General features: G+C 46.4%; 27 protein-coding genes and 2 pseudogenes. 4 read left to right on the plus strand and 25 right to left on the minus strand.

The annotated features are described in order from the left end of the window. Positions 1-10: 10 nt before the first annotated feature. Together JNUCC21_RS13465 and rpsU are read right to left on the minus strand one after the other, a co-directional pair. Positions 11-457: a GatB/YqeY domain-containing protein gene (locus JNUCC21_RS13465; RefSeq protein WP_007408278.1), complete on the minus strand. Its 447-nt coding sequence runs from the start codon at positions 455-457 to the stop codon at positions 11-13. A gap of 14 nt (positions 458-471) precedes the next feature. Further along, on the minus strand, positions 472-645 hold the full coding sequence (gene rpsU / locus JNUCC21_RS13470) for a 30S ribosomal protein S21 (RefSeq protein ID WP_003152957.1): 174 nt from the start codon (positions 643-645) through the stop codon (positions 472-474). A 171-nt stretch (positions 646-816) separates the two neighbouring features. Between rpsU and JNUCC21_RS13475 the strand changes: the two genes are divergently transcribed. After that, on the plus strand, positions 817-1743 hold the full coding sequence (locus JNUCC21_RS13475) for a Na/Pi symporter (protein WP_015240237.1): 927 nt from the start codon (positions 817-819) through the stop codon (positions 1741-1743). A gap of 37 nt (positions 1744-1780) precedes the next feature. Here the strand turns inward: JNUCC21_RS13475 and mtaB are convergent, their stop codons facing one another. From mtaB to gpr, 12 genes are all read right to left on the minus strand, one after another. Then, a complete protein-coding gene (gene mtaB, locus JNUCC21_RS13480) occupies positions 1781-3136 on the minus strand; it encodes a tRNA (N(6)-L-threonylcarbamoyladenosine(37)-C(2))-methylthiotransferase MtaB (protein WP_007408276.1) in 1356 nt (451 codons plus the stop codon). Beyond that, a complete protein-coding gene (locus JNUCC21_RS13485) occupies positions 3136-3906 on the minus strand; it encodes a 16S rRNA (uracil(1498)-N(3))-methyltransferase (RefSeq protein ID WP_007408275.1) in 771 nt (256 codons plus the stop codon). Before JNUCC21_RS13485 ends, mtaB begins: the two co-directional genes overlap by 1 nt. A gap of 22 nt (positions 3907-3928) precedes the next feature. After that, positions 3929-4864 (minus strand): 50S ribosomal protein L11 methyltransferase, encoded by a 936-nt coding sequence (prmA, locus tag JNUCC21_RS13490; RefSeq protein ID WP_015240238.1) that lies wholly within the window; start codon positions 4862-4864, stop codon positions 3929-3931. A 23-nt stretch (positions 4865-4887) separates the two neighbouring features. Continuing rightward, positions 4888-6015 carry a molecular chaperone DnaJ gene (gene dnaJ, locus JNUCC21_RS13495; protein WP_003152895.1) on the minus strand — a complete coding sequence of 376 codons (1128 nt, stop codon included), beginning with the start codon at positions 6013-6015 and terminating at the stop codon, positions 4888-4890. Positions 6016-6201: 186 nt separating this feature from the next. Then, complete coding sequence (gene dnaK, locus JNUCC21_RS13500; RefSeq protein ID WP_007408273.1) at positions 6202-8040, minus strand: molecular chaperone DnaK; 1839 nt, start codon at positions 8038-8040, stop codon at positions 6202-6204. 24 nt (positions 8041-8064) lie between these two features. Beyond that, on the minus strand, positions 8065-8640 hold the full coding sequence (gene grpE / locus JNUCC21_RS13505; RefSeq protein ID WP_015240240.1) for a nucleotide exchange factor GrpE: 576 nt from the start codon (positions 8638-8640) through the stop codon (positions 8065-8067). 59 nt (positions 8641-8699) lie between these two features. Beyond that, a complete protein-coding gene (hrcA, locus tag JNUCC21_RS13510; RefSeq protein WP_003152889.1) occupies positions 8700-9731 on the minus strand; it encodes a heat-inducible transcriptional repressor HrcA in 1032 nt (343 codons plus the stop codon). 80 nt (positions 9732-9811) lie between these two features. Next, positions 9812-10951, minus strand: a complete 1140-nt coding sequence (gene hemW / locus JNUCC21_RS13515; RefSeq protein WP_151296354.1) for a radical SAM family heme chaperone HemW — start codon at positions 10949-10951, stop codon at positions 9812-9814. A 59-nt stretch (positions 10952-11010) separates the two neighbouring features. Then, positions 11011-12846 carry a translation elongation factor 4 gene (gene lepA / locus JNUCC21_RS13520; protein ID WP_025285014.1) on the minus strand — a complete coding sequence of 612 codons (1836 nt, stop codon included), beginning with the start codon at positions 12844-12846 and terminating at the stop codon, positions 11011-11013. 132 nt (positions 12847-12978) lie between these two features. Then, complete coding sequence (locus JNUCC21_RS13525; protein ID WP_015240242.1) at positions 12979-13314, minus strand: YqxA family protein; 336 nt, start codon at positions 13312-13314, stop codon at positions 12979-12981. 16 nt (positions 13315-13330) lie between these two features. Beyond that, positions 13331-14524: a stage II sporulation protein P gene (gene spoIIP, locus JNUCC21_RS13530; protein WP_007612673.1), complete on the minus strand. Its 1194-nt coding sequence runs from the start codon at positions 14522-14524 to the stop codon at positions 13331-13333. A 67-nt stretch (positions 14525-14591) separates the two neighbouring features. Beyond that, positions 14592-15698, minus strand: a complete 1107-nt coding sequence (gene gpr / locus JNUCC21_RS13535) for a GPR endopeptidase (RefSeq protein WP_007408268.1) — start codon at positions 15696-15698, stop codon at positions 14592-14594. A gap of 202 nt (positions 15699-15900) precedes the next feature. On the opposite strand from gpr, the gene rpsT reads away from it, so the two are divergent. Beyond that, entirely contained in the window at positions 15901-16167 is a 267-nt protein-coding gene (gene rpsT / locus JNUCC21_RS13540) for a 30S ribosomal protein S20 (RefSeq protein WP_003152876.1), read from the plus strand. A 16-nt stretch (positions 16168-16183) separates the two neighbouring features. On the opposite strand, the pseudogene holA reads toward rpsT, so the two are convergent. Next, positions 16184-17225, minus strand: a pseudogene (holA, locus tag JNUCC21_RS13545) (DNA polymerase III subunit delta). A gap of 39 nt (positions 17226-17264) precedes the next feature. Next, a pseudogene (locus tag JNUCC21_RS13550) lies at positions 17265-17416 on the minus strand (hypothetical protein). Positions 17417-17456: 40 nt separating this feature from the next. Here JNUCC21_RS13550 and JNUCC21_RS13555 point away from each other — a divergent pair. Continuing rightward, positions 17457-17591, plus strand: coding sequence for a YqzM family protein (locus JNUCC21_RS13555; RefSeq protein ID WP_003152870.1), 135 nt, complete (start codon positions 17457-17459; stop codon positions 17589-17591). An 18-nt stretch (positions 17592-17609) separates the two neighbouring features. Here JNUCC21_RS13555 and JNUCC21_RS13560 read toward each other — a convergent pair whose 3' ends face one another. From JNUCC21_RS13560 to JNUCC21_RS13570, 3 genes are all read right to left on the minus strand, one after another. Further along, on the minus strand, positions 17610-19961 hold the full coding sequence (locus JNUCC21_RS13560; RefSeq protein ID WP_369878215.1) for a DNA internalization-related competence protein ComEC/Rec2: 2352 nt from the start codon (positions 19959-19961) through the stop codon (positions 17610-17612). Beyond that, positions 19962-20531: a ComE operon protein 2 gene (locus JNUCC21_RS13565; RefSeq protein ID WP_003152868.1), complete on the minus strand. Its 570-nt coding sequence runs from the start codon at positions 20529-20531 to the stop codon at positions 19962-19964. A gap of 66 nt (positions 20532-20597) precedes the next feature. Continuing rightward, positions 20598-21212 carry a helix-hairpin-helix domain-containing protein gene (locus JNUCC21_RS13570; RefSeq protein WP_369878216.1) on the minus strand — a complete coding sequence of 205 codons (615 nt, stop codon included), beginning with the start codon at positions 21210-21212 and terminating at the stop codon, positions 20598-20600. 58 nt (positions 21213-21270) lie between these two features. Between JNUCC21_RS13570 and comER the strand changes: the two genes are divergently transcribed. Then, on the plus strand, positions 21271-22092 hold the full coding sequence (gene comER, locus JNUCC21_RS13575) for a late competence protein ComER (RefSeq protein ID WP_015240246.1): 822 nt from the start codon (positions 21271-21273) through the stop codon (positions 22090-22092). 68 nt (positions 22093-22160) lie between these two features. On the opposite strand, the gene JNUCC21_RS13580 is transcribed toward comER, so the two are convergent. The 6 genes from JNUCC21_RS13580 to aroE are packed head-to-tail and all read right to left on the minus strand — an operon-like array spanning position 22161 to position 25525. Further along, complete coding sequence (locus JNUCC21_RS13580; RefSeq protein WP_015417856.1) at positions 22161-22898, minus strand: class I SAM-dependent methyltransferase; 738 nt, start codon at positions 22896-22898, stop codon at positions 22161-22163. Further along, positions 22895-23251, minus strand: a complete 357-nt coding sequence (gene rsfS / locus JNUCC21_RS13585; protein WP_007408260.1) for a ribosome silencing factor — start codon at positions 23249-23251, stop codon at positions 22895-22897. Before rsfS ends, JNUCC21_RS13580 begins: the two co-directional genes overlap by 4 nt. Before the next feature lie 17 nt (positions 23252-23268). Next, positions 23269-23829 (minus strand): bis(5'-nucleosyl)-tetraphosphatase (symmetrical) YqeK, encoded by a 561-nt coding sequence (yqeK, locus tag JNUCC21_RS13590; protein WP_014418422.1) that lies wholly within the window; start codon positions 23827-23829, stop codon positions 23269-23271. After that, entirely contained in the window at positions 23819-24388 is a 570-nt protein-coding gene (locus JNUCC21_RS13595; RefSeq protein WP_007408258.1) for a nicotinate-nucleotide adenylyltransferase, read from the minus strand. The genes yqeK and JNUCC21_RS13595 overlap by 11 nt, the downstream gene beginning before the upstream one ends. A 10-nt stretch (positions 24389-24398) precedes the next feature. Further along, complete coding sequence (yhbY, locus tag JNUCC21_RS13600; protein ID WP_007408257.1) at positions 24399-24689, minus strand: ribosome assembly RNA-binding protein YhbY; 291 nt, start codon at positions 24687-24689, stop codon at positions 24399-24401. Beyond that, a complete protein-coding gene (gene aroE, locus JNUCC21_RS13605; protein WP_059368084.1) occupies positions 24683-25525 on the minus strand; it encodes a shikimate dehydrogenase in 843 nt (280 codons plus the stop codon). Before aroE ends, yhbY begins: the two co-directional genes overlap by 7 nt. Between the last annotated feature and the right edge of the window lie 16 nt (positions 25526-25541).

Here is a 25541-nt window from a genome sequence, read left to right on the forward strand (position 1 = left end):
TTCTTGTCAATTAAGATAATTGACTGCTGACAAGTCTGTTAATTACGCTGCCGTCAGCTTTACCTTTTACTTTAGGCATAATAGCACTCATCACTTTGCCCATGTCCGCTTTGGAGCTCGCACCGACTTCAGCGATGGTTTCATTTACGATTGTCTGCAGCTCTTCTTCAGAAAGCTGCTTCGGTAAATAAACTTCTAAAATGTCCAGCTCTTTTTGAACTTTATCTACTAAATCTAAACGATTAGCGTTTGAAAATTCATGGAGGGAGTCTTTACGTTGCTTAAGTTCACGAGATAGGACAGTAAGTTCCTCATCCTCGGTCAAACTGTCTTTCTTAAGCTTAATTGCTTCGTTTTGAAGTGAAGCTTTCACCATTCGAACGACAGTCAGTTTGTCTTTCTCACGGCTTTTCATATACAGCTTCATATCTTGGTTAAGTCGCTCAAGAAGACTCATAAATCCACCCTCTTTTAGAATTTGCGTTTTCTAGCAGCTTCTGACTTTTTCTTGCGCTTTACGCTAGGTTTTTCATAAAATTCGCGCTTTCTTGCTTCTTGCAAAGTACCTGTCTTTGATACACTGCGTTTGAAGCGACGAAGAGCATCTTCAAGCGATTCGTTTTTTCTAACGACCGTTTTTGACATTCTCTTTCCCTCCCTCCGAATACACCAATCGACTACCTTTAAAAAGATACATATATAAACATGTACTTTGACATTATAATATAAGCCATCAGTCAGGTCAACTAAGCGAGCTCACTTTTCCGTCATGAATAAAGCTGCTTGTCTATATAATGATGGAAAGGGGTGTTTCATTTGATGATACTGATTCTCTTTACCGCACTTATCCTGATTTTTTTACTCGGAATGAGCCTGCTCAGGCAGGGGCTGATCGCCTTAACGTATTCAAAAATTGAGAAGAGCCTGCTCTTATTTACCGACCACCCTTTGAAAGCTTTTCTCATAAGCATCGTATTCACTGGTTTTCTTCAGAGCAGCTCAGCCTTCATGGTCATTGTCATCGGCTTTGTCAGCGCAGGCGCTTTATCTTTTAAACGGACCATTCCGATGATTCTCGGCACGAATGTCGGCTCCACGTTTACGACGGAGTTTTTAGCCATAAAGATGGATGTGCTCATTTGGGTGCTTTTTATCGGAGGCCTTGTGTTTATCCTCCTCCGTAAATATCCGTTCAGGCAGATCGGCATAAGCTTCCTCGGTCTCGGCATCATCTTTTTTTGCATCACATGCTTCAGCCGGCTCGCCGTTCCGCTGACAGAAATGAAGGCGGGGGCGGAGGTTTTGCGACATGTGAATGATTCGAGCTGGTCCGCTCTTTTTATCGGTATGATATTGACGGCAATCATTCATTCAAGCTCCGTCTGTATCGGCATTTTGATGAGTTTTATGAACGAAGGGGTGATCGGCATTGAACAAGCGGTCAGCGTCGTTCTGGGATCTAATATCGGGACATGCGTCACGGCCGTCATGGCTGCTGTTTCAGGCGGTTATGCCGCCAGACAGACCGCCGGTGCTCACGTTGTGTTTAATATTCTCGGCGTGCTGCTCGTATTTCCCTTCCTGTCCGCATCAGCAGGTTTTACGGAGCGCCTGTCTGATGATCCCGCGCAGATGATTGCGCATTTCAGCCTGTTATTTAACGTAGTCACCGCCTTATTGTTTCTGCCGTTCACACATTTGTTTTACCGGCTGATTGACAGGCTGATTCCTCCGAAACCGTAAAAAAACCGATGCGGGAAGGCACCGGTTTTTTTATCAGTTATGAAGACATGCGCATGTTTCGGGTCATTTCATCCTCAACGACGCGGACGAATTGTCCTTCGTTATACGGATAGCCCGCTTTTTGAATTTTGACTTTGACAAGTTTGCCGATTACATCTTCCGTGCCTTTGAAGACGACTTTCATGTAATTGTCCGTATAGCCGACGAACATGCCCTCCTCATCAGACTCTTTAAACGCCTCTTCCGGAATGATTTCCAGAACCTCTCCTTCATAATCGGAGGCGTATTCTTTTGCAAGCTGGTCAGACAGCGCGATCAGCTTATGCACCCGTTCGTTTTTCACGTTCTCGTCAACCTGGTCTTCCATTCTGGCCGCAGGTGTTCCGGTGCGTTTGCTGTAAGGGAATACGTGAAGCTCTGAAAACTTATGTTCTTTAATGAACCGGTATGTTTCCATAAATTCTTCTTCCGTTTCTCCCGGGAAACCGACGATGACATCAGATGTGACGGCAAGACCCGGCAGCGCTTCTTTCAGCTTATTTAAACGGTCCGCGAAAAATTCCATCGTATATTTGCGTCTCATCCGTTTCAGAACGGTGTTTGATCCTGACTGAATCGGGATATGAAGGTGACGGACGATTTTATCAGACGCATCCAGCACTTCAATCACTTCATCAGTGATTTGGCTTGCTTCAATAGATGAAATTCTGATCCGCTTCAGTCCTTCTACACGTGTATCAAGCTCGCGGAGAAGCTTGGCGAAATTATAATCTTTCATATCTTCGCCGTAGCCGCCCGTATGAATCCCCGTCAGGACGATTTCTTTATAGCCGGCATCCACCAGCTGCTGCGCCTGTTTAATGACTTCTTCCGGATCGCGCGAACGAAGCAGGCCGCGCGCCCAAGGGATAATGCAGAACGTACAGAAGTTGTTGCAGCCCTCTTGGATTTTTAACGACGCTCTTGTGCGGTCAGTAAAAGCGGGAACATCCAGCTCTTCAAACACGCGTGCTTTCATAATATTGCCGACGCCGTTGATCGGCTGGCGCTCTTCCCTGTACTGCTCAATGTAACCGAGCATTTTTTCACGATCCTGCGTGCCGACGACGATGTCAACACCCGGGATGGCCATAATTTCCGCCGGAGAGGTTTGCGCATAGCACCCTGTTACGCAGATGACGCCGTCAGGATTTTGGCGGATCGCCCGTCTGATGACTTGACGGCTTTTTTTATCTCCCGTGTTTGTTACCGTACATGTATTAATGACATATACATCTGCTGTCTGTTCGAATTCTTTTCGTTCATAACCCGCATCTTTAAACAGCTGCCAGATTGCTTCTGTTTCATAATGGTTGACCTTGCAGCCAAGGGTATGAAAAGCAACAGTTGCCATTACTGATCACCTCTTAATAACTCTGTATGATAGGAAACTGCGCTTAACGCGTAAAGAGGCGCAGTTTCAGTCCGTAAAATTCTCGGTCCGAGGCCGCATAAGACGGCGCCTTTTTCTGAAAGCTGATGAACTTCAGACTCAGTTAGACCGCCTTCAGGGCCGAATACGATTAAAAGAGACGAACCTTGCGGAAGGCTTTTGAGCTCCGCAGCGAAAGCGCCCGTTTCTCCCTGCTTTGATGACTCCTCGTATGCAACGACACATTTATCGACATTCTCCGCCATTTCAAGCAGCTGCCGGAACGTATGAACGGTTTTCACTTCGGGAATTTCATTGCGGTACGATTGCTCCGCCGCTTCCTTCGCGATTTTCGCCCATCTCTCCCGCTTTTTCTTTGCCTTTTTGTCGTCTAGCTTAACGACGGATCTGGCGCCTTGAAAAGGGATGAACATACTTGCCCCCAGCTCGGTCCCTTTTTGGATAATCCATTCAAGCTTATCACCTTTCGGGAGGCCGCTGGCGATCCTGATCTTCAAAGGCAGTTCACGGTTTTCACCCGTCCACTCAGCAATGCTGCATGATATATGATCTTTAGAAACCTCTTTAAGCAGGCATAACGCTTCATGGCCGTCTTTCGAACAGCAGATAATCCGGTCTCCCGCACTCATTCTCATGACGTTCGCTATATGGTGGACGTCTTCCCCCGTGATTTGAAAATCAGGAGTTTCGTCCATCTCCTGCTTCGTGAGCTCGATAAAATATCGTTGCATACGCTGTGACACCTACTAACTGTTATTTTTTCGCGATGATGCTGACCCAATCTTCCATAGACAGAATTTCTATGATGGTAAAGCCGGCTTTTTCCAACGCTTCTTTTACTTCCTGTTTTTTCTGGCCGATAATGCCTGAAGTAATAAAATGGCCTCCGTCTTTGAGCAGGTCGTACGCCTGTGATGTAAAGCGGAGAATCACTTCCGCCAAAATATTTGCGACAATGACATCATGTTCGCCCGTGATGCCGTCTAACAAATTGTTCTGCTTCACTTCGGCCGTATCACTCACTTTGTTCAATTTCACATTCAGACGCGCGCTTTCAACAGCGACCGGATCAAGGTCATACGCATGAACCGATTCGGCCTCAAGCATGGCGGCCGCGATGCTTAAAATTCCTGAACCGGTGCCGACATCAATGATACGGTCGCCTTTTTGAACGATACGCTCAAGCGCCTGAATGCACAGAACCGTTGTCGGATGCGTTCCCGTACCGAATGCCATACCCGGATCCATTTCGATAATCAGTTCATCTGTATGAACAGGTGTGTACGTTTCCCAAGTGGGAACAATCGTGAACTTTTCAGAAATTTTCACAGGATGATAATACTTTTTCCAAGCTGTCGCCCATTCTTCTTCATTAACTTCAGAAATGGTGATTGTGTTTCTGCCCAAATCAATGTCGTACAAAAGCAGATTATTAATCGTCTCTTTTATGCCGTCCACCGTTTCGCCGAGGAAACTGTTGATCGGCAGATACGCTTTGACAATGACACCCTCATCGGGGTAATCATTGGGGTCGAGCTGGTAGATTTCCCCGTAAACATTCTCACGCTCTTTCATTAAATCAAGCGGATCTTCGATGACAACCCCGCTCGCACCAGCTTCATGCAAAATATTTGAGATGGGTTCGACCGCTTCATGTGTTGTGTGAATGCTGATTTCGGACCATTTCAAAACTACCAACTCCTATCCAATCATTACTCGCCTTTAAATGCGCGTTTTACTTTGTCAAAGAAACTCATTTCTTGTTCATCCGGCAGATTTCCGCTGACTTCAGCGAACTCGCGGATGATGTCTTTTTGTTTGTCTGTCAGATTCGTCGGTGTGACGACGCGGACGACAATGTGCTGGTCGCCTTGTCCGTAGCCCCGGACGTTCTGAACGCCTTTGCCTCTTAATCTGAATTTCGTGCCTGTTTGTGTGCCGGCAGGTATTTTCAATTTCACTTTTCCGTGAAGCGTCGGCACTTCCACTTCGTCTCCGAGTGCCGCTTGGGCAAACGTTAACGGCATTTCGCAATAAATATCGTCTCCGTCGCGCTCAAAGAACTCGTGGGCGCGCACATGGAATACGACAAACAGATCTCCCGCCGGCCCTCCGTTTACGCCCGGTTCACCTTGGCCCGGAACGCGCAGCTGCTGTCCGTCATCCACACCGGCAGGAATCGTGACATTGATTTTTTTCCGTTTTTTCACTTTGCCCGTGCCGCCGCAGTCAGAACACTTGTTTTTGATGATTTTTCCTGTTCCTTCACAGTGGTGGCAGACTCTGCGGTTAACCACTTTGCCAAACGGCGTGTTCTGTTCGACGTTCAGCTGGCCTGAACCTCCGCAGTGCGAGCACGTATCCGGCTTTGTTCCCGGCTTCGCGCCAGACCCTTTACATGTTTCGCAATTCTCTTCGCGCGGAATTTCAATGATCGTTTCTTTCCCGAAAGCCGCGTCTTCAAATGACAGGGTCATTGTATACTGCAGATCCGCGCCTTGCCGCGGCGCATTCGGGTCACGGCGTCTCGTGCCGCCTCCGAAGATGCTTGAGAAGATGTCATCGAAACCGAAGCCGCCGAAGTCTCCGCCGCCTCCGAAACCGCCGCCGAATCCCTGGTTAGGGTCTGTATGGCCGAATTGGTCATATTGAGCGCGTTTTTGGTCGTCTGAGAGCGCTTCGTACGCTTCTTTTACCTCTTTGAATTTTTCATCTGCTCCGGATTCTTTATTGATATCAGGATGATATTTTTTTGAAAGCTTCCGATAGGCTTTTTTGATTTCATCCTTTGAAGCGCTCTTACTTACCCCAAGCACTTCATAGTAATCACGCTTACTCATCTCGCTTCACTCTCCCGAATTTCTCACATAAATTAGATTGTATCATTTTGAATTATGTTTTTTCAATTCCTTTTATCCCGGGCAAGAAAAAAAGTCAAAGCCAAGAGATGCCTGACTTTGACTTTCTGTCTGTTGAATCAGAATATGCTGTGTGTTCTTCCGCCTATAGTCTGTGCGGGAAAGAACTTATTTTTTCGTTTCGTCGTCTTTTACTTCTTCGTATTCCGCATCGACAACGTTGTCGTCCGCTTTTTTGCCTTCAGCGTTTGCCCCGCCTTCAGCCTGCTGCGCTTTCGCCGCTTCTTCGTAAAGCTTCATAGAAAGCTCTTGAACGATTGTTTGAAGCTCATCTTTTTTCGCTTTGATGTCTTCAATTTCGTTTTTCTCGATAGCGGCTTTCAGCGCGTCTTTCGCGTCGTTTGCTTTTTTCACTTGCTCTTCGTCCACTTTGCCTTCCAGATCTTTTAATGTTTTTTCCGTTTGGAACACAAGCTGGTCAGCTTCGTTGCGGACTTCGATTTCTTCTTTTCTCTTCGCATCAGCGTCAGCGTTTTCTTCCGCTTCTTTTACCATGCGTTCGATCTCATCATCAGAAAGACCTGAAGAAGATTTGATTGTAATGTTTTGTTCTTTTCCTGTGCCTAAGTCTTTCGCTCTTACGTTTACGATACCGTTTTTGTCAATATCGAAAGAAACTTCGATTTGCGGTACGCCGCGCGGTGCAGGCGGGATATCAGTAAGCTGGAAGCGGCCGAGCGTTTTGTTGTCGGCAGACATCGGGCGCTCACCTTGAAGCACGTGAATGTCAACAGCCGTTTGATTGTCAGCTGCAGTTGAGAATACTTGAGACTTGCTCGTCGGAATTGTCGTGTTGCGATCGATCAGTTTCGTGAACACGCCGCCCATTGTTTCAATACCGAGAGAAAGCGGTGTAACGTCAAGAAGAACAACGTCTTTTACGTCTCCCGTGATGACGCCGCCTTGAATCGCTGCACCCAGCGCTACAACTTCATCAGGGTTTACGCCTTTATGCGCTTCTTTACCCGTTTCTTTTTTGATTGCTTCCTGTACGGCTGGAATACGTGTTGATCCGCCGACAAGGATAACTTTGTCGATTTCGCTCGCAGAAAGATCCGCATCTTGAAGAGCCTGACGGACAGGAGCCATTGTGCGCTCAACAAGGTGAGCGGAAAGCTCTTCGAATTTAGCGCGGGTCAGTGTCAGCTCAAGGTGAAGAGGACCTGCTTCTCCCGCTGTGATAAATGGTAAAGAAATTTGTGTGGATGAAACGCCGGAAAGATCTTTTTTCGCTTTCTCAGCCGCATCTTTCAAACGCTGAAGCGCCATTTTGTCTTTTGAAAGATCAATGCCGTTTTCTTTTTTGAATTCTGCTACGAGATGATCGATGATGACTTGGTCAAAGTCGTCTCCGCCAAGACGGTTGTCACCGGCAGTTGAACGGACTTCAAACACGCCGTCGCCAAGTTCAAGAACAGATACGTCAAACGTACCGCCGCCAAGGTCGTAAACAAGAATTGTTTGGTCTTCGTCCGTTTTATCAAGTCCGTATGCAAGCGCTGCTGCAGTCGGCTCGTTGATAATACGCTCTACTTCAAGACCGGCGATTTTACCAGCATCTTTTGTCGCTTGGCGCTCTGCATCGTTGAAGTATGCAGGTACCGTGATAACGGCTTTTGAAACTGTTTCGCCGAGGTAGCTTTCAGCATATGCTTTCAGATGCTGAAGGATAATAGCTGACACTTCTTGAGGCGTGTAGTCTTTTCCTTCGATTTCCACTTTATAGTCAGTACCCATATGGCGTTTGACAGACATGATTGTGTTAGGGTTTGTGATGGATTGGCGTTTTGCCACTTCCCCTACTTGGCGCTCGCCGTTTTTAAATGCAACGACTGACGGAGTCGTACGGTTTCCTTCAGCGTTGGCGATAACTGTAGGCTCTCCGCCTTCAAGCACTGCCACACATGAGTTTGTCGTACCCAAGTCAATTCCGATTACTTTACTCACTTTGAATTACCTCCTGCTATGTAGTTATTGATTCACTTTTACCATTGAAGGACGAATGACGCGATCCTTCAGTTTGTAGCCTTTTTGCAGTTCTTCGATAACGATATTGCTGCCGAAGTTTTCATCTTCCACCTGCATGACGGCTTGGTGAAGGTTCGGATCAAATTCCTGACCGACAGCTTCGATGGCTTCAACGCCTTCTTTTTCAAGTGCGTCCATCAGCTGGCGGCGGACCATTTCCATACCTTGCAGCAAGCTTTTTGTCTGCTCGCTTTCAGCTTCTACCTGTAGCGCCCGTTCAAAGTTGTCGAGCGCCGGAAGGATTTCCGTTACGACGTTTTGAGAACGGTATTTCTGAGCAGCTTCCATTTCAAGGCGGCTGCGTCGTTTATAGTTTTCAAAGTCTGCTTGAACACGCAAAAGCTTGTTTTCTTTTTCATCAAGCAAACCCTGCAATTCATCAATTTGGTGCTGAAGGGCTTCTTCCTGACCTGCCGTTTCTTCATGCTGCTCTTGTGAAGCGGCTTGTTCTGCCTGTTCTGTCACTTCTTCTTGTTCTGCTTCTTCAACCTGTTCTGCGGTTTGTTTTTCTTCTGACATTGTGTTCACCTCCCTCAAATGCTGTAAAAAGATGACTGAAAATGATTGCCAAAATTCCCTTATTCATCATACAAACTTGTGAATGCTTTTGACAAGTCCGAAGTCACGTGCTGCAGCAGGCTGACGACTCTTGAATAATTCATGCGCGTCGGCCCGATAATGGCGATTGATCCGATCTGTTTCGTATCAACTGTATAGGTGGCCGTGATTAAACTGCAGTTTTCCATTTCTTCGTAGTCATTTTCTTTCCCGATTTTGATTGAAATCCCGGCTTTTGATGACTGAAACAGCTTCAGAACATCCTGCTCTTTTTCAATTAAAGATAAGAGCGAGCGGACCCTTTCAATATCATGGAACTCCGGCTGATTCAGCATGTTGATCTTTCCGCCGAAAAACAATTTCTCAACGTGGGCCGCCGGATGGAATGTGGAGCGGAGCGATTCAAGTATGCTGTCATAGTTGGCGATATGCTGCCTTAAATATGTGACAACCTCTTTGAAAATGCGCTCATTCAGTTCGTCCATCGGCACGCCCGCTAATCGATCGTTTAGTATATTGACCAGTTTTTCAATATCGGCCAAATCCACTTTAGCCGGGAAATTGATGGTGCGGTTTTCGACATGCCCCGTGTTCGTGACGAGGATGGCAACCGCCTTATCCGGCTGGATCGGAACGATTTGAATCTGTTTAAGATAGTTCTCGCTCAGCGTCGGCCCGAGGACAATCGATGTGTAGTTTGTCAGATCGGACAGGATTTGCGCTGATTTTTGGACTGTTTTTTCCAGCTCGAAGATTTTTTCTTTAAATATCGAGTGAATTAAATCCAGATCGGTTTTTGTCAGCTTGACGGGTGACAGCAAATGATCGACATAATACCTGTACCCTTTTTCCGACGGAATCCGTCCTGAGGATGAATGGGTTTTTTCAATAAAGCCCAATTCCTCCAAGTCAGCCATCTCGTTTCTGATCGTTGCAGAGCTGAATGTAATCTCGTCTTTTTTTGAAAGAGTTCTTGATCCTACAGGCTGCGCTGATTGTATAAAATCATTAATAATCACTTGCAGGATCAACAGCTGACGATTTGTTAACATCATCATCACCCCTGTTAGCACTCAAGGTCAGCGAGTGCTAATTCTATATCAAAAGTAACAAACCAAAAGAAAAATGTCAATTATAACTCACCCAAAAAAGCGCCAAAAACCTCATTTCCTAATAATTTGCCCTCATGCGTTAATGCAACCGATTCTTCCGTGTCACAGATCAGGCCTTTTTCGGTTAAATCTTTGAGAACATCGGGAAACAGTTCGTCGACCGAGCGTCCGAATTTATCGAGAAAAGCTTGCTTTTGTACGCCGGACATTTTTCTGAGACCGAGGAACATTTCTTCTTCAATCTGCTCCTCACGTGTCACCTTGTGCGTGTCACGGTAAGGCAGCCCCTTTTCTTCGATGAGCTGCATGTAATGTTTCACAGGCCCAGCGTTGACGGTGCGCGTGCCGCTGATATATCCGTGAGCGCCTGCGCCAAAACCGAAATACTCTTCATTGCTCCAATACGTCAGATTATGCTGCGACTCGTATCCGGGCTTTGCAAAGTTACTGATCTCGTATTGACGGATGCCCGCTTCACTCATCTGCCTCATGACTGTTTCATACATCTCGGCCTCTTGTTCTTGCGCGGGGAGATGCAGGCGGCCTTTTTGCATTAAATTATAAAACACCGTTTTCGGCTCTACGATCAGCGAGTAAACGGAATAGTGCTCCGCATCAAGAGACAAAGCCGTTTTGACGGAATTGTCAAGATCGGCCAGCGTCTGACCCGGCAGGCCGAACATCAAATCGAGACTGATGTTGTCGAAGCCGAGAGCCCTCGCACGTTCAAAGGAAGTGAATACGTCCTTTTGTTTATGCACTCTGCCGATTTTTTGTAAAAGCTCATCTTCAAAGGTTTGAACGCCGAAGCTCAGCCGGTTGACACCGGCATTTTTCAGGATTTTTAATTTTTCCGGAGACAAATCATCCGGATTCGCTTCCGCGGCAAATTCTATGAGTCCGTCAGAAGGCTTCAGCACGCGGTGAATGGAATCCATCAATTTTTCCAGCTGGACGGGTGAGAGCGATGTCGGCGTGCCTCCCCCGATAAAAATCGTGCGGAGATCAGGGCGTCCCGTCCGTTCTATTGTATTTATCATTTCCTTTTCGAGTGAGTTTAAGTACTCATCGACAGGCTGGCTCTGAATAAAATATTTATTGAAATCGCAATAGTGGCAGATATGCTCACAAAACGGAATATGAATATAAGCTGATTTCATTATGAAACACCTTCTTCTTTACAGAAAGAAGCCGCAGCGCGGGACTGCGGCGGCTTCCGTTATTTTTTCGGGCTGTCATCCATTTTAAGAACGGCCATAAACGCTTCCTGCGGCACTTCTACTGAGCCGACCTGCTTCATCCGGCGTTTTCCTTCTTTTTGTTTTTCAAGAAGCTTCCGTTTCCGCGAGATGTCTCCTCCGTAACATTTTGCAAGGACGTTTTTCCGCATGGCCTTAATGGTTGAGCGGGCCACGATTTTCTGTCCGATCGCCGCTTGAATCGGTACTTCAAAGTGCTGGCGCGGAATAAGCTCTTTCAGTTTTTCCACAATTACTTTTCCGCGTTCGTACGCGTAATCGCGATGCACGATAAATGAAAGGGCGTCGATTTTTTCTCCGTTCAGCATAATGTCCATCTTGACAAGTTTAGACGGTTTGTAGCCGATCAGTTCGTAATCAAAGGACGCGTAGCCTTTTGTGCTTGATTTCAGCTGATCAAAAAACTCATAGACGATTTCCGCTAATGGCATGTCATATACAATGCTGACCCGGTTGGCGTCTAAGTACTGCATATCGATAAAGTTGCCCCGTTTCCCCTGACAAAGCTCCATAACCGCTCCGACGTAATCGTTCGGAACCATCATCGTCGCTTTGACATAAGGTTCTTCCACCCGCTCTATTTTTTGCGGGTCAGGCATGTTTGACGGGTTATCCACGATGATCTTTTCGCCGTCCGTCATATAAACGTCATAAATAACGCTCGGCGCGGTCGTGATAAGGTCAATTTTAAATTCCCGTTCAATCCGCTCCTGAATGATTTCCATGTGAAGCATACCTAAAAATCCGCAACGGAAACCGAAGCCGAGGGCTTGTGACGTCTCCGCCTCGTATTGAAGAGATGAATCGTTCAATTCAAGTTTTTCCAGAGCCTCGCGCAAATCATTATATTTGGCTGTGTCAATCGGATAAAGTCCGCAGTATACCATCGGATTGAGTTTGCGGTAGCCCGGAAGCGCTTCTGCCGCAGGCTTAACCGCGCTCGTGATCGTATCACCGACACGGGTGTCGCCGACGTTTTTGATTGCGGCTGTCAAATAGCCTACGTCACCGACTGTCAATTCGTCAGCCGGCTGCGCTTTCGGCGTGAAGACGCCGACTTCGATGACTTCAAACTCTTTTCCGGTTGCCATCATTTTAATTTTCTGGCCCGGTTTGACTGTTCCTTCTACGACTCTGATATACGCGACGACTCCGCGGTACGCGTCATAAAGCGAGTCAAAGATGAGCGCTTTCAGCGGAGCTTCCGGATCTCCCGCGGGAGCCGGCACTTTTTCTACGATCTGTTCTAAAATGTCTTCGATGCCGATGCCCGCTTTCGCTGAAGCGAGGACGGCGTCTGAAGCGTCAAGGCCGATAACGTCCTCAACCTCTTGACGCACACGTTCTGGCTCTGCGCTCGGGAGATCGATTTTATTAATGACAGGAAGAATCTCAAGATCATTATCAAGCGCCAGATAGACGTTCGCCAATGTCTGCGCTTCTATTCCCTGAGCCGCATCAACAACGAGAATCGCGCCTTCACAGGCAGCCAGGCTTCGCGAAACTTCATATGTAAAGTCGACGTGTCCGGGCGTGTCGATGAGATGAAATATATATTCTTCTCCGTCTTTAGCTTTGTATTTCAGCTGAACGGAATTTAATTTGATGGTAATTCCCCGTTCGCGTTCAAGGTCCATTGAATCAAGCAATTGTTCTTTCATTTCCCGCTGGGTGATCGCCGATGTTTTTTCTAAAATCCGATCCGCCAAGGTCGATTTGCCGTGGTCTATGTGGGCGATGATGGAGAAATTCCGGATTCTTGACTGCCTCTCTAAACGCTTTTCTTTATCTGTCACAATCTATCACTCCTACTATTAAACGCAAAATACACTAGCTTAGATTATATCAATAGGATTGTAAACATTCAATTAAAACAAGAAAGAGAAAAGCTTCCTTTAAGGAATCATCCGCTTTTCTCTTCATCAATGCTAACGGTTCAGTTTCGAAACCCACTCATACATCGCTTGCGCCGAGTCCGTCACGGTATTTGAAAGGGTTTCTCCGGCTTTTGAAAACAGGTTGAAGGTTTCCGCCTGTTCCAGCTGTTTTTGTTTTTCTTCCAGATCTTTCGCCGTAACGGTTTGCCCCAAAATGGAAGCTTCTTTTTCCTGTCCTTCTCCGCCGAGCGTGAATGCTCCTTTTAAGGAGGGATCTTTGTATCCTTTCATATCAAGCATTCCGCTGTTTGCCTGCTGCATGCCGAACAAAACGCCGAAAAACATGACAATGGCGATCAGCAGGCATTTGCCGGTAAAACGGATCATTCGAATCACCTGATTTCTATTGTTTTTTCTTCTCTCCTGATTGCGAGCTGACCTTTTCTGCATCCCAGTACAGTTCGCTGAACACATCGGCCACGGCATCTGATGCGCGCCTCAGTTCTTCAAGATTGTTATCCACGCCCCCGAATTCCAGCAGAAGCGACCGGTCGTTTAAATCTTGGTTGTATACTCCATTATCTCCCGGAGAGCCTTTTGATAAAACACCGACGCTTAAGCCGGGGTATTTTTTCTCCATGAGCTTATGAAGTTCACTTGCGAGTTTATAGTTTTCTTCAAAATTAGCGCTTTTTTTGCCGACGACGATGGCGACTCTGGCATAGCTTTTTCCTTTGATGTCGGCTGTCGTATTTTTCTTGCGGCGGGAATCCCGGTGAATGTCTATGGTATATTGCAGGTTTTTATTTTTGGCGAGCGCGCTTTTTACGACCGGCCTTGATTCGTCGTAGCTTCGCGCATAATTTAAGCCGTCTTTGTTCAGGCGGGCCTGAATGTCGGTTTTATCTACGGTCGCTCCTACACCTTGCGCTTCAAGCGCTTTTCCGAACATATCTCCGACAAGCGTGACATTGGCCTTCGAATGGCGGGCGTTATCCGGATTTGTTTCCCCCTTTAACAGAGGAAGATAGGATTCGGTATTATGAGTGTGGTAAATAAAAACGACTTTTTTGCTGCCTGTTGAATGTTTCGGCGGCGCCGTTTCTTCTTTTTTCGTTTTGTTTTCGATTTCTGCCAGGTTCACTTCTTTTTCTTTTTCCATCACCTTTGACGGCGGCGGAGATTCAGCCGGCATATTCGTATAATCCGTCCCCTGCCCCGCCAGAAGGATCTCCGTATCGTATTGGGCAAATCCCGGCAGCTCACGTCCCAAGAAACTCCGCGGGTCTTCCATATTAATGCTTGTCGCCAGTTTTAAGGAAAGCCGGGACAGCTGAAAAGAGTCTTTTTCAGGAAGCTCTGAGGCGAAATAATGATTTTCCATGCCGAGGAGGTGTGCAAACGCGTCACCCGGAAGTTCTCCGGCAATTCCGTGAAGAGAATCCGAAGAAAGCCTCAGTTCAGGGCGAAGCGATGTGAGCACACCCGATAATACGAAAATAACGATAAGGCTTGTCATAAACAAAAACATGCCCTTGAGCGCATTTCCACCGTTTACTGCAACGACAATTTGACGGTTTCTGCGTTTTTTTCTCATGATTTGAATCCCTCCAGCGCTTGTCTAGTAATTACTCTATGAACAAGCTAGAGGAGGTAGAACCATTTTAATGATTATAAGAACCTTTGTTATCTTGTGACACTTTTTCATGAAGGGCGGTGTTTAACCCGTTTGCAAGCACGTTCGCCATATCATCAATAAAGGTGTCAATCTCCTTCGGCGTGACCATCAGATTATGGCCGAGCGGAGAAAGCACTTCGTGAATCAGCTGGCGTTTTTCGTTTTCGTCCAGCGTGCCGACAATACCGAGAAAGGATTGGCGTTCTTTTTCTCCGGGAAGGTCTTCGTCTGTCAGCACCTTCTTTTTGCCGAAGTTCATTCCGGCGGGCACCAGAGATCTTGACGGGCTGTCATCTTTCATCTCTCTTCCGAAATGTTTTAATATATAATCCACCGTATCGCTTGCGATCGTAACCGCATCAACGACAGTCGGTACCCCGATTGCGATGACGGGAATGCCGAGCGTTTCCTTGCTTAATTCTTTTCTCTTATTGCCGACGCCTGATCCCGGGTGAATGCCCGTATCAGAAAATTGGATGGTCGTGTTCACCCTTTCAACGGCTCTGGCCGCAAGAGCGTCTACCGCGATCACAAAATCCGGCTTTGATTCTTTGATCACACCTTGAATAATATCGCTCGTTTCAATTCCCGTTAATCCCATCACACCGGGAGCAAGCGCGCTGACCGGCCTGTACCCTTCCTGCACGTTTTCCGGCTGAAGCCTGAACAGATGCCTTGTCACAAGAAGGTTTTCGGTCACGAGAGGGCCGAGCGCATCCGGCGTCACATTCCAGTTGCCGAGACCCACGATCAAACAGCTTGCATCCTTTGGAATCTTTAATGCCGACAGATAGGCGGAAAATTCCTCGGCAAACACTTCCGTTACTTTTTCCTGCATGTCAGAGTCGTGTTCCCGAACCCCTTGAGCCTCGATCGTGACATAGCGTCCCTGCTTTTTCCCCGATAGCTCGGCGCCTTCTTTGGTAATATCGACGGTTCTGACTTTAATGCCGCCCTTGTCGCGTTCTTTTTCAATAAACCCGTTTATTTCTTTTTTCTGACCGGCTTGTCCGTCTTTTACCGCCTGTTTCGTTTCTACCGCTAAATCCGTCCGTATCAGAAATTGATTGACATCCAGTTCGTTGTTTTTCACAGGGAAGACCTCCTTCAATCATCGTGGTACATAGTGTGGCCATTTACAAAACGAATCATGCGAATTTACCCATCAACGAAAAATACTTTACATTTATATTGCAATCTAAAGTTCTGTTTGATAGAATACAATTTGTTCTATTGTGAAGAAGATTTAACCTTAAGACACTGTGCTACAGGTTGTATCTTAGGAGGTGAAACACATGCCAAACATTAAATCAGCGATTAAACGTACAAAAACAAACAACGAACGCCGCGCTCATAACGCGACAATCAAATCTGCTATGCGTACTGCAATCAAACAAGTTGAAGCTTCTGTTGCTAACAACGAAGCGGATAAAGCGAAAACTGCTCTTTCTGAAGCAGCGAAACGCATTGATAAAGCAGTGAAAACAGGTCTTGTACACAAAAATGCCGCAGCTCGATACAAATCTAGACTTGCGAAACAAGTGAACGGACTTTCTGCATAATACAAAAACGATCCCTTTAACGGGGATCGTTTTTTTCATTCAGTCCGGAGAAGCTCAAGGAGAAAGAGCTCCAGCAAGAGCTGCTTGTCCTTTTTCCCCGTTTTCATTTCATAATCCATCACTGCGAGTCTTTCTATAATACGCCGCAGCTCTTCTTCAGAAAAAAGCCTCGCCTGATCCATCGCCAGCTTTACCCGGAAGGGGTGCACCTTTAAGTTGGAAGCGATTTGCTTTTGGCCGTATCCTTGTCCCGCAAAATACTTCGTCTGCATAATCAGACGGAATTGGTTGGCGATCAGCGCCATAATTTTGATCGGTTCTTCGTTTTGTTTTAAAAGATCATAAAATATTTGAAGACTCTCCGTCCGTTTTCGATTCACGATTTTGTTGATCAGCTCAAAAATATTCTGCTCCAAACTTCTTGCGACGAGCTCCCGGACATCTTCAAGTGTGATCTCATGTCTGTCACCGGTGTAGGCGGAGAGTTTTTGTATTTCCTGATATATGGAAGACAGATGGCCGTTTGCAAGCAGAACCAAATGCTCGGCAGCTTCTGTATCGATCATTTTATTTTCGGATTTCGCCAGATTAATCGTAAAATCAGTCGTCTCCTTTGCATTCAGCTCCTTAGCTTCAATCATAAGGGCTTTTTGCTTCAGCGCTTTCGTCAGCTTTTTCCGTTCGTCCAGCTTCTCGTACGGAGCCACAATCACAAAGACCGTATAAGGCGCAGGCTCCTTCAGATAAGTCTCCAGAGCGGCTGTATTATGCTCTATTTTTTCTTTCTTTTTTTCCCCTGTTAAAAAAGACGGATTTTTTACGATGACCAGCCGCTTCTCTCCCATAAACGGAAACGTTTCCGCATCGGTTACGGCCTGGTCAAGCGGATCTTCTTCAAGATCAAAAACAGACAGGTTAAAATCCTTTGTCTCCTCATCAACGACAGCTTGTCTGATCCGGCTGACAGTCTCTTGGAGCAGATACGTTTCTTTTCCGTATAAGCAATAAACGGAGCGGACATCCCCTTTTTTCAGGGCTTTCCAAACATCAAATACCATGATCGTATGACTTCCTCTCTTTCTTGATCCCCTTCTATCCTAAATTGAGTTCGGCAAATAGTAAAGAGGAAGCTTTAAGGACAGCTTCCTCATTTATAATAAACGCCTGATTCACAAGCTCCCGGGTCTGCTTGTAAAAAGGCGATAATCACAAGAACAGAAAACGTTACCATCACTTCTAGATTTTTCAAAACAATTCCAGTATACTTAGGGAAGTCAGGAGGGATGAAATTGAATGATTTTGAAAAAAACGTTCAAAGCAAACGAAATGATGCTGTTGACTCAGCTGTCGGTTTTGTCGTGTCCTTCGGATTTTTCGCCTTTTTGTTCGTGATGGCAACAGCCATCCATCTTATCGGCTCTTAGCCGCATTCCGGGCTGCTGTCAATCGGCAGTCTTTTTTACTTCTTGCGCCCTGGTTTCTTCTATATCATATGGAGGGAAGACGGAAAACGTTCCGGCGCCTTTTTTAAATCTGTATTGAATCGTTCCGCTGATATCGGTGCGAAGCACATTGACAGAGTACGCCTTCAAACGATTCAGCACTTCTTCATGCGGATGATGGTATCGATTCTCTTTTCCTGCTGAAATCAGCGCTGCTTCCGGCTGAAGCTGCTTCAAAAAGGCTTCACTCGTTGAGCTTTTGCTGCCGTGATGACCCGCCTTCAATATATCAGCCTTCAGATTCGGATACGTTTTCAGCACTTCTGTTTCGCCGTCCGATTCTAAATCTCCCGTCAAAAGCCAGCTCACTCCGCCAAAAACCGTCCAAAGCACCAGTGACGAATCATTTTTACTCCTTCCGTCAGACGACTCCGGAGACAGCACCTGAAACTGAAGATCCCCGGCTGTAATGGTGTCGCCCCGCTTTGCTTCGGCAACGGGAATGTTGTTTTCTTTCGCCATATTTAATATGTTCTGATCTTTCGGTTCTTTTACGAATCCTACGGGGACAATTAACCGTTTGACTCTATGATTTTTGATTAACACTCCGGCTTCCCCGATGTGATCTTGATCCGCATGGGTTAAAATCAGTGCATCCAGCTTTTTCACCCCTTTTCCGTTTAAAAATGGAATCAAAACCTTCTCGCCGATAGAATACGGGTGACGTTTTTCTTTCCATGATTCTCCGGGATAAGCAATCACTCCCCCTGTATCAACCATTACGGTCCCTTTGCGGTGCGGCGCGCTTATAAACAGTGAGTCTCCCTGCCCGATATCAAGCATATCCGCTTCTCCCCATGGACTGAAATACGGACGGCATATTAAATAAGCCAAAACCGCGCAGAAAAAAAGAGCCGATTTCCTGAGTTTTAAAAAACCTCCCTTTTCCAAAGCCGCAAAAAGCGTAAAAACGGAAACCGCAAGCAGAAGAAGGGAAAGAAAGTCAGGCTTTGACACAATCATAGTAAATAAATCAACGGATGCCGCATATGTAATGAAATCATGCACAGGCTTCATCACAAGGTCAAACATACCAAACAAACATTCTCCCATCTGCCTTGAGAGTAAAAGAAGAAGGAAACCGATGACAGAAACCGGAATGACAAATAACGTATAAAAAGGCACCATCACCATATTCATCGGAAAACTGACAAGTGAAATCTGCTGAAAATGATAGAGAAGAAACGGAAGTGAGCTGAGCTCTGCAATCAATGAAGCCATCGCAAGCCCGGCAAGTCTGCTTTCCCCTGTTTTCTTTAAAATGGAGGATGACAGAATTAAAGAGGCGCTTACCGCAAAGGAAAGCTGGAAGCCCGCCTGCCAAAGGAAGTAAGGATTAAACAGCAGGAGCAGCAGATAAGACAGGGACAATGCAACAGAGGAATGAATGCCGCGTTTAACAAGAGTTCCGGCGATATAAAATCCCAGCATGAGGGATGCGCGCAATACGGATGGGGCGGCACCGCTCAGCAGTGTATACACCGGCAAAAACAGCAGCAGCAAAATTCCTGCTTTTTCTCTTGCCAGCCCGATTCTGATCAGAGCATAAAATAATCCCGCCGTAATAAGACCGACATGCATTCCGGAAATCGCCATTAAATGAACGACTCCCAAATTTTGATATGCACTCAGTATATCGTCCTCTATAGAAAATCTTTCACCTAAGGTCAGCGCTTCAACAATTCCGGCGGAAGATTCAGGCACGTGATTCCGAATGATCGAAATCAAATTTTTTCTGATGTTCAGCAGTTTAAACAGCGGCTGTTTGGATTTTTCACACTGCTGAATGGAAGTCACGGAAAATAACCAGTGAATCTGCTGAGAGTGAAGATATTCCTTATAATCAAAACCTCCGGGAACCGTCGCATGTGCAGGCTGTTCCAGAGAGCCTGTAAACGTGCAGCGCATCCCCGGTTCAAGCTGTTCAATGAGTCTCTTTTCCTCAAGAGACCGGATTTTGTACGAAGCCGCCCATTTTTCCTTGTCATGTGTACGGATAACGGCTGACATTTTCGCTCCGTCAACCTTCGGAATATTAGTGATGACGGCCTGTTCAGTAAAACTGCCGGCCTGATACCGCGTTACATTCGCAGCGTCACAAACCGTATAAAGAAAGAAATAAAGACAAAAAGAAACGAGGCAGACGATAACCGGAGCATGCTGCTTTGTTTTTACAATGATAAAGAGAAGATACAGAAGAAAAAGGAGCAGAACCCAGAAGACATGAGCGGCGGCAATTCCCGCAGTTGCAGAAACCGCCGCCAGAGGCAGAAGAAGGTATTTATATTTCATTTATACGTAACTGGTAAACAGCTCATTGGCCTGTTCATGAATTTTTTTCAGTTCATCTGCCTTAACCCCCGCATCAGATAATTGCTGAATCAGACCTGCTACAAAAGACAATTTTTCGCGGTTTTTCAGATCGATGATCATTTCATCAAGTTCGACCTGCTCCACCTTGACTCCGGCTTGGCTGAACAGCTCTTTTGCATAAGGCTGTGTTTTGTAATCTTCCGCATAATAAACCGTTTTGATGCCTGCCTGGATAATTGATTTACAGCATTGAATACAAGGATAATGCGTCACATAAATTTCGGCACCCTCCGTCGGAACACCGAACTTAGAACATTGCAGAATCGCATTCATCTCTGCATGTATGGTCCGCTGGCAATGATTATCTATTAAAAGGCATCCTTCATCAGCGCAATGGACGCCGCCGGCGATTGAGCCGTTGTATCCGCCGGCAATCATCCGCTTGTCTCTGACTACGGTTGCCCCGACTGACAGTCTCGGGCATGTGCTTCTCAGCGCCAGCAAATGGCTTTGCGCCATAAAATATTGATTCCATGAGATTCGTTCCACAAGTGTTCCCTCCAAAAAGTCTTGTTGCTTTTCTAAGTTTACATAGATTTAAGCAAAACCGTCAATTCACTTTACCGTAATGGAAGTTTTTATCCGCTCAAATGACTTCTCTCCAAAGCCTGATACATTCATCAAATCTTCAGCAGTCTGAAACCGTCCGTTTTCTTCTCGGTAGGCGATAATCGCTTCCGCTTTTTTCTGCCCCACCCCGGAAATTGCCTGAAGTTCGTCCAGAGATGCCGTATTGATATTGACAGCTGCATTCTCCTTTTCACCCGCCGCTGTTTTCGGGCGATTCTCCTCTTCGCCTTCACTCGGAATATAAACAATCGTCCCGTCCTGCAGCTGCTCTGCTAAATTAACATTCAATTCATCCGCCTTTTTCTTCAGGCCGCCGGCTTTTTCAATGGCTTGCGTCACCCTGTCTCCCGCTTTCATTTCATATACGCCGGGATTTCGGACCGCGCCTTTCACATCAATCATAATCTTGTCGGCTGCGGTGTCTTTTTTGTCCGCGACGGATGTTGAGGCTGTTTGGCCGAGCACGGACTGCTGTTTGACCGGCTCTTCCTTGTCAGAACGAAACAGCCAAATACAGATAAAAGCCGCCCCTGCCGCAAGACAAGCGCCCAGAATTTTCAGGTTCCGCCGCAGCCGCTCCGTCATCATCGCTTTCGTCATATTGCATTGCCTCCCCGCATAAGGTTTAGAGGATTAAGGGAAAAAGGAGGGGAATTCATTGAAAATAGGCTTTATCGGCACCGGAAACATGGGAACGATCCTGATTGAATCGTTTATCGAATCAAACGCTGCCGATCCCTCACATATCACCATCACAAACAGAACAATCGAAAAAGCATTAAAACTAAAAGAACGTTTCAGCGGCATCCATGTCACCGAGGATCAGGAAAAGCTCGTACAGGATAATGAAATAATATTCATTTGTGTAAAACCGCTGGATATATATCCTTTGCTGAAGAAACTCACACCGCATTTACGGAAAGATCACATTTTAATCTCCATTACCAGTCCCGTTCAGACGGATCAGATTGAACATACGGTTCCGTGTCAGACGGCCCGCGTCATTCCGAGCATTACGAACCGCGCCTTGGCCGGCGTCTCGCTTGTTACGTTCGGCAAAAGCTGCAGCGAGGCTGCAAAAGCGGATATTCAAACGCTGTTCACTCATATTTCAAAACCTGTAGAAATCAGCAGCGGCATTACAAGAGCGGCGTCAGACATTGTCAGCTGCGGGCCCGCTTTTATGAGTTATCTCGTTCAGCGCTTTATTGACGCGGCAGTGGAAGAAACGGACATCACCAAAGAAGAAGCCGTGATTATGTCGACGGAAATGCTTGTCGGTCTCGGAAAGCTTCTGGAAACAGGGCATTACACGCTTCCCGCCTTGCAGGAAAAAGTATGCGTAAAAGGCGGCGTCACCGGGGAAGGACTGAAGGCTCTCGAAAGCGGTGTTCAGGATATGTTCAACCGTGTCTTTCAGCGTACACATGACAAATACGATGAAGATATATCGTTAGTGAAGAAGCAATTTCACGTGTAACTGAGTATGCCATAAAGTGCTTTATCTCGCCAATCGCAAAAAATGCATTTTAAAAACCATCGTTCCGTTTAAACGATGGTTTTTGGTTTGCCTGCCGTGAAGAAAAGACGTTCAGACTCTGTTGAAGGAGGCCGGTCTGTAAAATCGGCCGTCACTTTCTTCAGTTCAAACCCTGTCTCTGCAAGCATTTGTTCATATTCTTCAATGTAAAATGTTTTTTGCTCATGCGTCTCGTCATAGCGGTCATAAGATTGTCCGTTCCATACGAAAAAAGACATATCATGGATGACAGAAAGCTCTTCATCGCCGGCAAAGCTTTGCCAGATATAGCTGATCTGCTCATCCTGATCCGCATGGGTGCTGTCCGGAAAAAGCTCCGTCATTTTAAATGGGGAATGGACGTCAAACAGAAGCAGGCCGCCCTCCTTCAAAACTTGAAAAACACTTTTGAAGGTGCTTAAGACATCATTTTTCGTTTTTAAGTAATTTAGGGAATCACAGCAGATGACAACGGCATCAAACTGTTCTTCAAAACCGGAAAGCTCTCTCATATCCTGCTGGAGAAAAAGAATCGGCTTTCCCGTTTTTTTCTGCTGGGCACAGCTCAGCATATCTTCACTCAAATCAATCCCCGTGACTTCGCAGCCTTTTTCAGCAAGCCTGATGGATATTTCTCCGGTTCCGCAGGCAAGATCAAGCACCCTTCCCTTTTCCGGAAGAGACGCTTCGATCCAGCCCGCCCATTCATCATACGGCGCATGTGACATTAACTCGTCATATACGCCGGCGAAGCCTTGGTAAATCATGAGTTCAAGCCGAGTTCAAGCTCTGCGAGCGGCGCGTCGCCCCATAGCTTTTCAAGATTGTAGTAGCTTCTTTCATCTTTATGGAAAACGTGGACAATGACGTCGCCGAGATCAACTAAAATCCAGCGGGCCTCATCAAACCCTTCCATCTTTTTGACATCAATGCCGTTTTCTTCTGCCTGATCTTTAATTTCACGCGCAATTGCCTGAACCTGCTTATCAGAATTCCCGTGGCAGATTAAAAAGTAATCCGCTATAAGTGAGATTCCTTCCATGTCCAGCGCTAAAATATCTTCTGCACGTTTATCGTCGCATGCTTTTGCCGCGATTTTTAATACGGAAGCTTGATTCATTCTTTAAATTCCTCCTGTCAATTTTGAGACACCAGCCAATTATAGGTTGCAAACGTCTCCGGAAAGACCGGCTGGTTTTTTTTCATCAGAAATATCATTGTATTTTTCATTGCTTGTATGAGCGCTTCGTTCAGATCTGTTTCCGCCAGACGGCGCACCTCTTCCACTCCTGGGAAATGGCGTCCGGGTTCAATGTAATCCGCAACGTAAATGACTTTGTCTAAAAGGGTCATTCCGGGACGCCCTGACGTGTGATAGCGGATTGCATCCAAGATCTCAGGATCAGTGATCCCCGCTTCTTTCTCAGCCAGATACGCTCCCACAGGGGCATGCCACAGCTCGGCATTGTAATCCAAGAGCTCAGCCGGCATTTTTTCCCGCACGATGATCTGCTTCATTTCTTCTTTCGGCCGGAATTTCGCATAATCATGAAAAATAGCAGCCATTTCTGCTTTTTTCGGGTCTGCTCCGAACCGGCCTGCGAGAATAACCGCCGTATCTGTCACGCCGATTGTGTGGATGTAGCGATGCTCGGTCAGCTGTTCTTTGACGCAGGCAAGTGCTTCCTCACGATTCATATAAATCATTCTCCTCTATATACTGCCTCACTTTATCCGGCATTAAGTATTGCGTCGGCTTTTTTGCTTTGAGACGTTCTCTCAGCATCGTTGACGAAACGTCAAATTCCGGAACGTCGGCAAAAAGCAGCGGGTACGGGGTCTCAATATGATACCCCGGGCGCCGCACTCCGATAAATTGAATGAGCGTGAGCAGTTCGTCCAGTTTGTACCATTTCGGCAGATATTCAATCATATCCGCCCCGATAATAAAGAAAAGCTTGTCGTTCGGGTGCCGCTCCTTCAGTAAACGGACGGTATCATAGGTATAAGAAGGGCCTTTCCGGTCCATTTCCGCAAGCTCAAGCTTAAAGCCGGAATTAGAGCTGATGGCAAGCTTCAGCATCTCCACCCGGTGCCGGCTGTCTGTAAAGTCTTCATTCTGCTTATGCGGAGGGATTTTATTGGGCATAAACCAAATCTCATCGAGCTCCGCCTGATGAAGGACTTCATTAGCCATCAGAAGATGTCCGTTGTGCGGAGGGTCAAATGTGCCCCCGAATATTCCGATTTTCTTCATGTCAACCACCTTACGGAAGCTCGATTTGTTTATTTTCCTTTGATTCCTTATACAGTACGATCGTATTTCCGATCGTCTGCACCAATTGTGAGCGGGTGCCTTTCACAAGGGCTTCTGCGACATCATTTTTATCGTCTTCGCAGTTTTGAAGCACGCTGACTTTAATCAGCTCTCTTGCTTCTAAAGCCTCGGCAATCTGTTTCACCATGTTTTCGTTGACTCCGCCTTTTCCCACTTGAAAAATAGGCGTTAAATGATGCGCTTTTGAACGCAAAAACCGTTTTTGTTTTCCTGTTAACATTGTGTTCCTCCTAGTTTTCCTTCAACAATCGCTCTCATTAAGCCGCTGTCAGGCTCTTGTTCCGTCCACAGCTTGAAAGACAGTGCGGCCTGTTCCACAAACATGCCGACACCGTCAAGGGTTGTTAAACCTCTTTTTTCAGCTTCTTTTAAGAACGCCGTTTGAATCGGGTTGTATACGATATCACAAACGATGGCGCCCGTTTTGGCCCGTTCCAATGAGAGCGGCACGGCATCCGTTTTCGGATACATGCCGACAGATGTTGTATGAATAATGACGTCATATTGTTCAAGCTGATTTTCAGCTTCTTTTAAAGTAAGGGCGCGTTTCTGCTGAAAAGAGGGAGCAGCCGCAATCAGGCTTTCCGCTTTTTCCGGCGTGCGGTTGCAAACGTCAAATTGTTTCGGCTCTCCGCGGACGATCGTCGTAAAAATCGCTCTTGCCGCTCCTCCCGCCCCAATCATGAGGATGGAGAGCTCTGATATCGGTTTGTCCAATACTTTGACTAAGGATTTATAAAACCCATCTCCGTCAGTATTATACCCGATGAGCCTGTCTCCCTCTCTTTTGACGGTATTTACGGCCCCGAGTACTTTCGCGCTTTCATGTATTTCATCCAGATGCTCCATGATCGCGACTTTATGCGGGACTGTGACGTTCACTCCGCAGATGCCAAGCGCCTTGATTCCGTTAACGGCGTCCTTGAGATGATGAGGTTCCACCTGAAACGCAAAATACTGCCCGTTGATGTTCTTATCTTGCAAAGCCGCGTTATGAATATCGGGTGACATTGAATGCCCGATCGGATTACCGATTACTCCGTACAATTGTTTCATGCTCCCTCTCCCCTTC

Source organism: Bacillus sp. JNUCC-21, assembly GCF_041222765.1.
Taxonomy (GTDB): domain Bacteria; phylum Bacillota; class Bacilli; order Bacillales; family Bacillaceae; genus Bacillus; species Bacillus velezensis.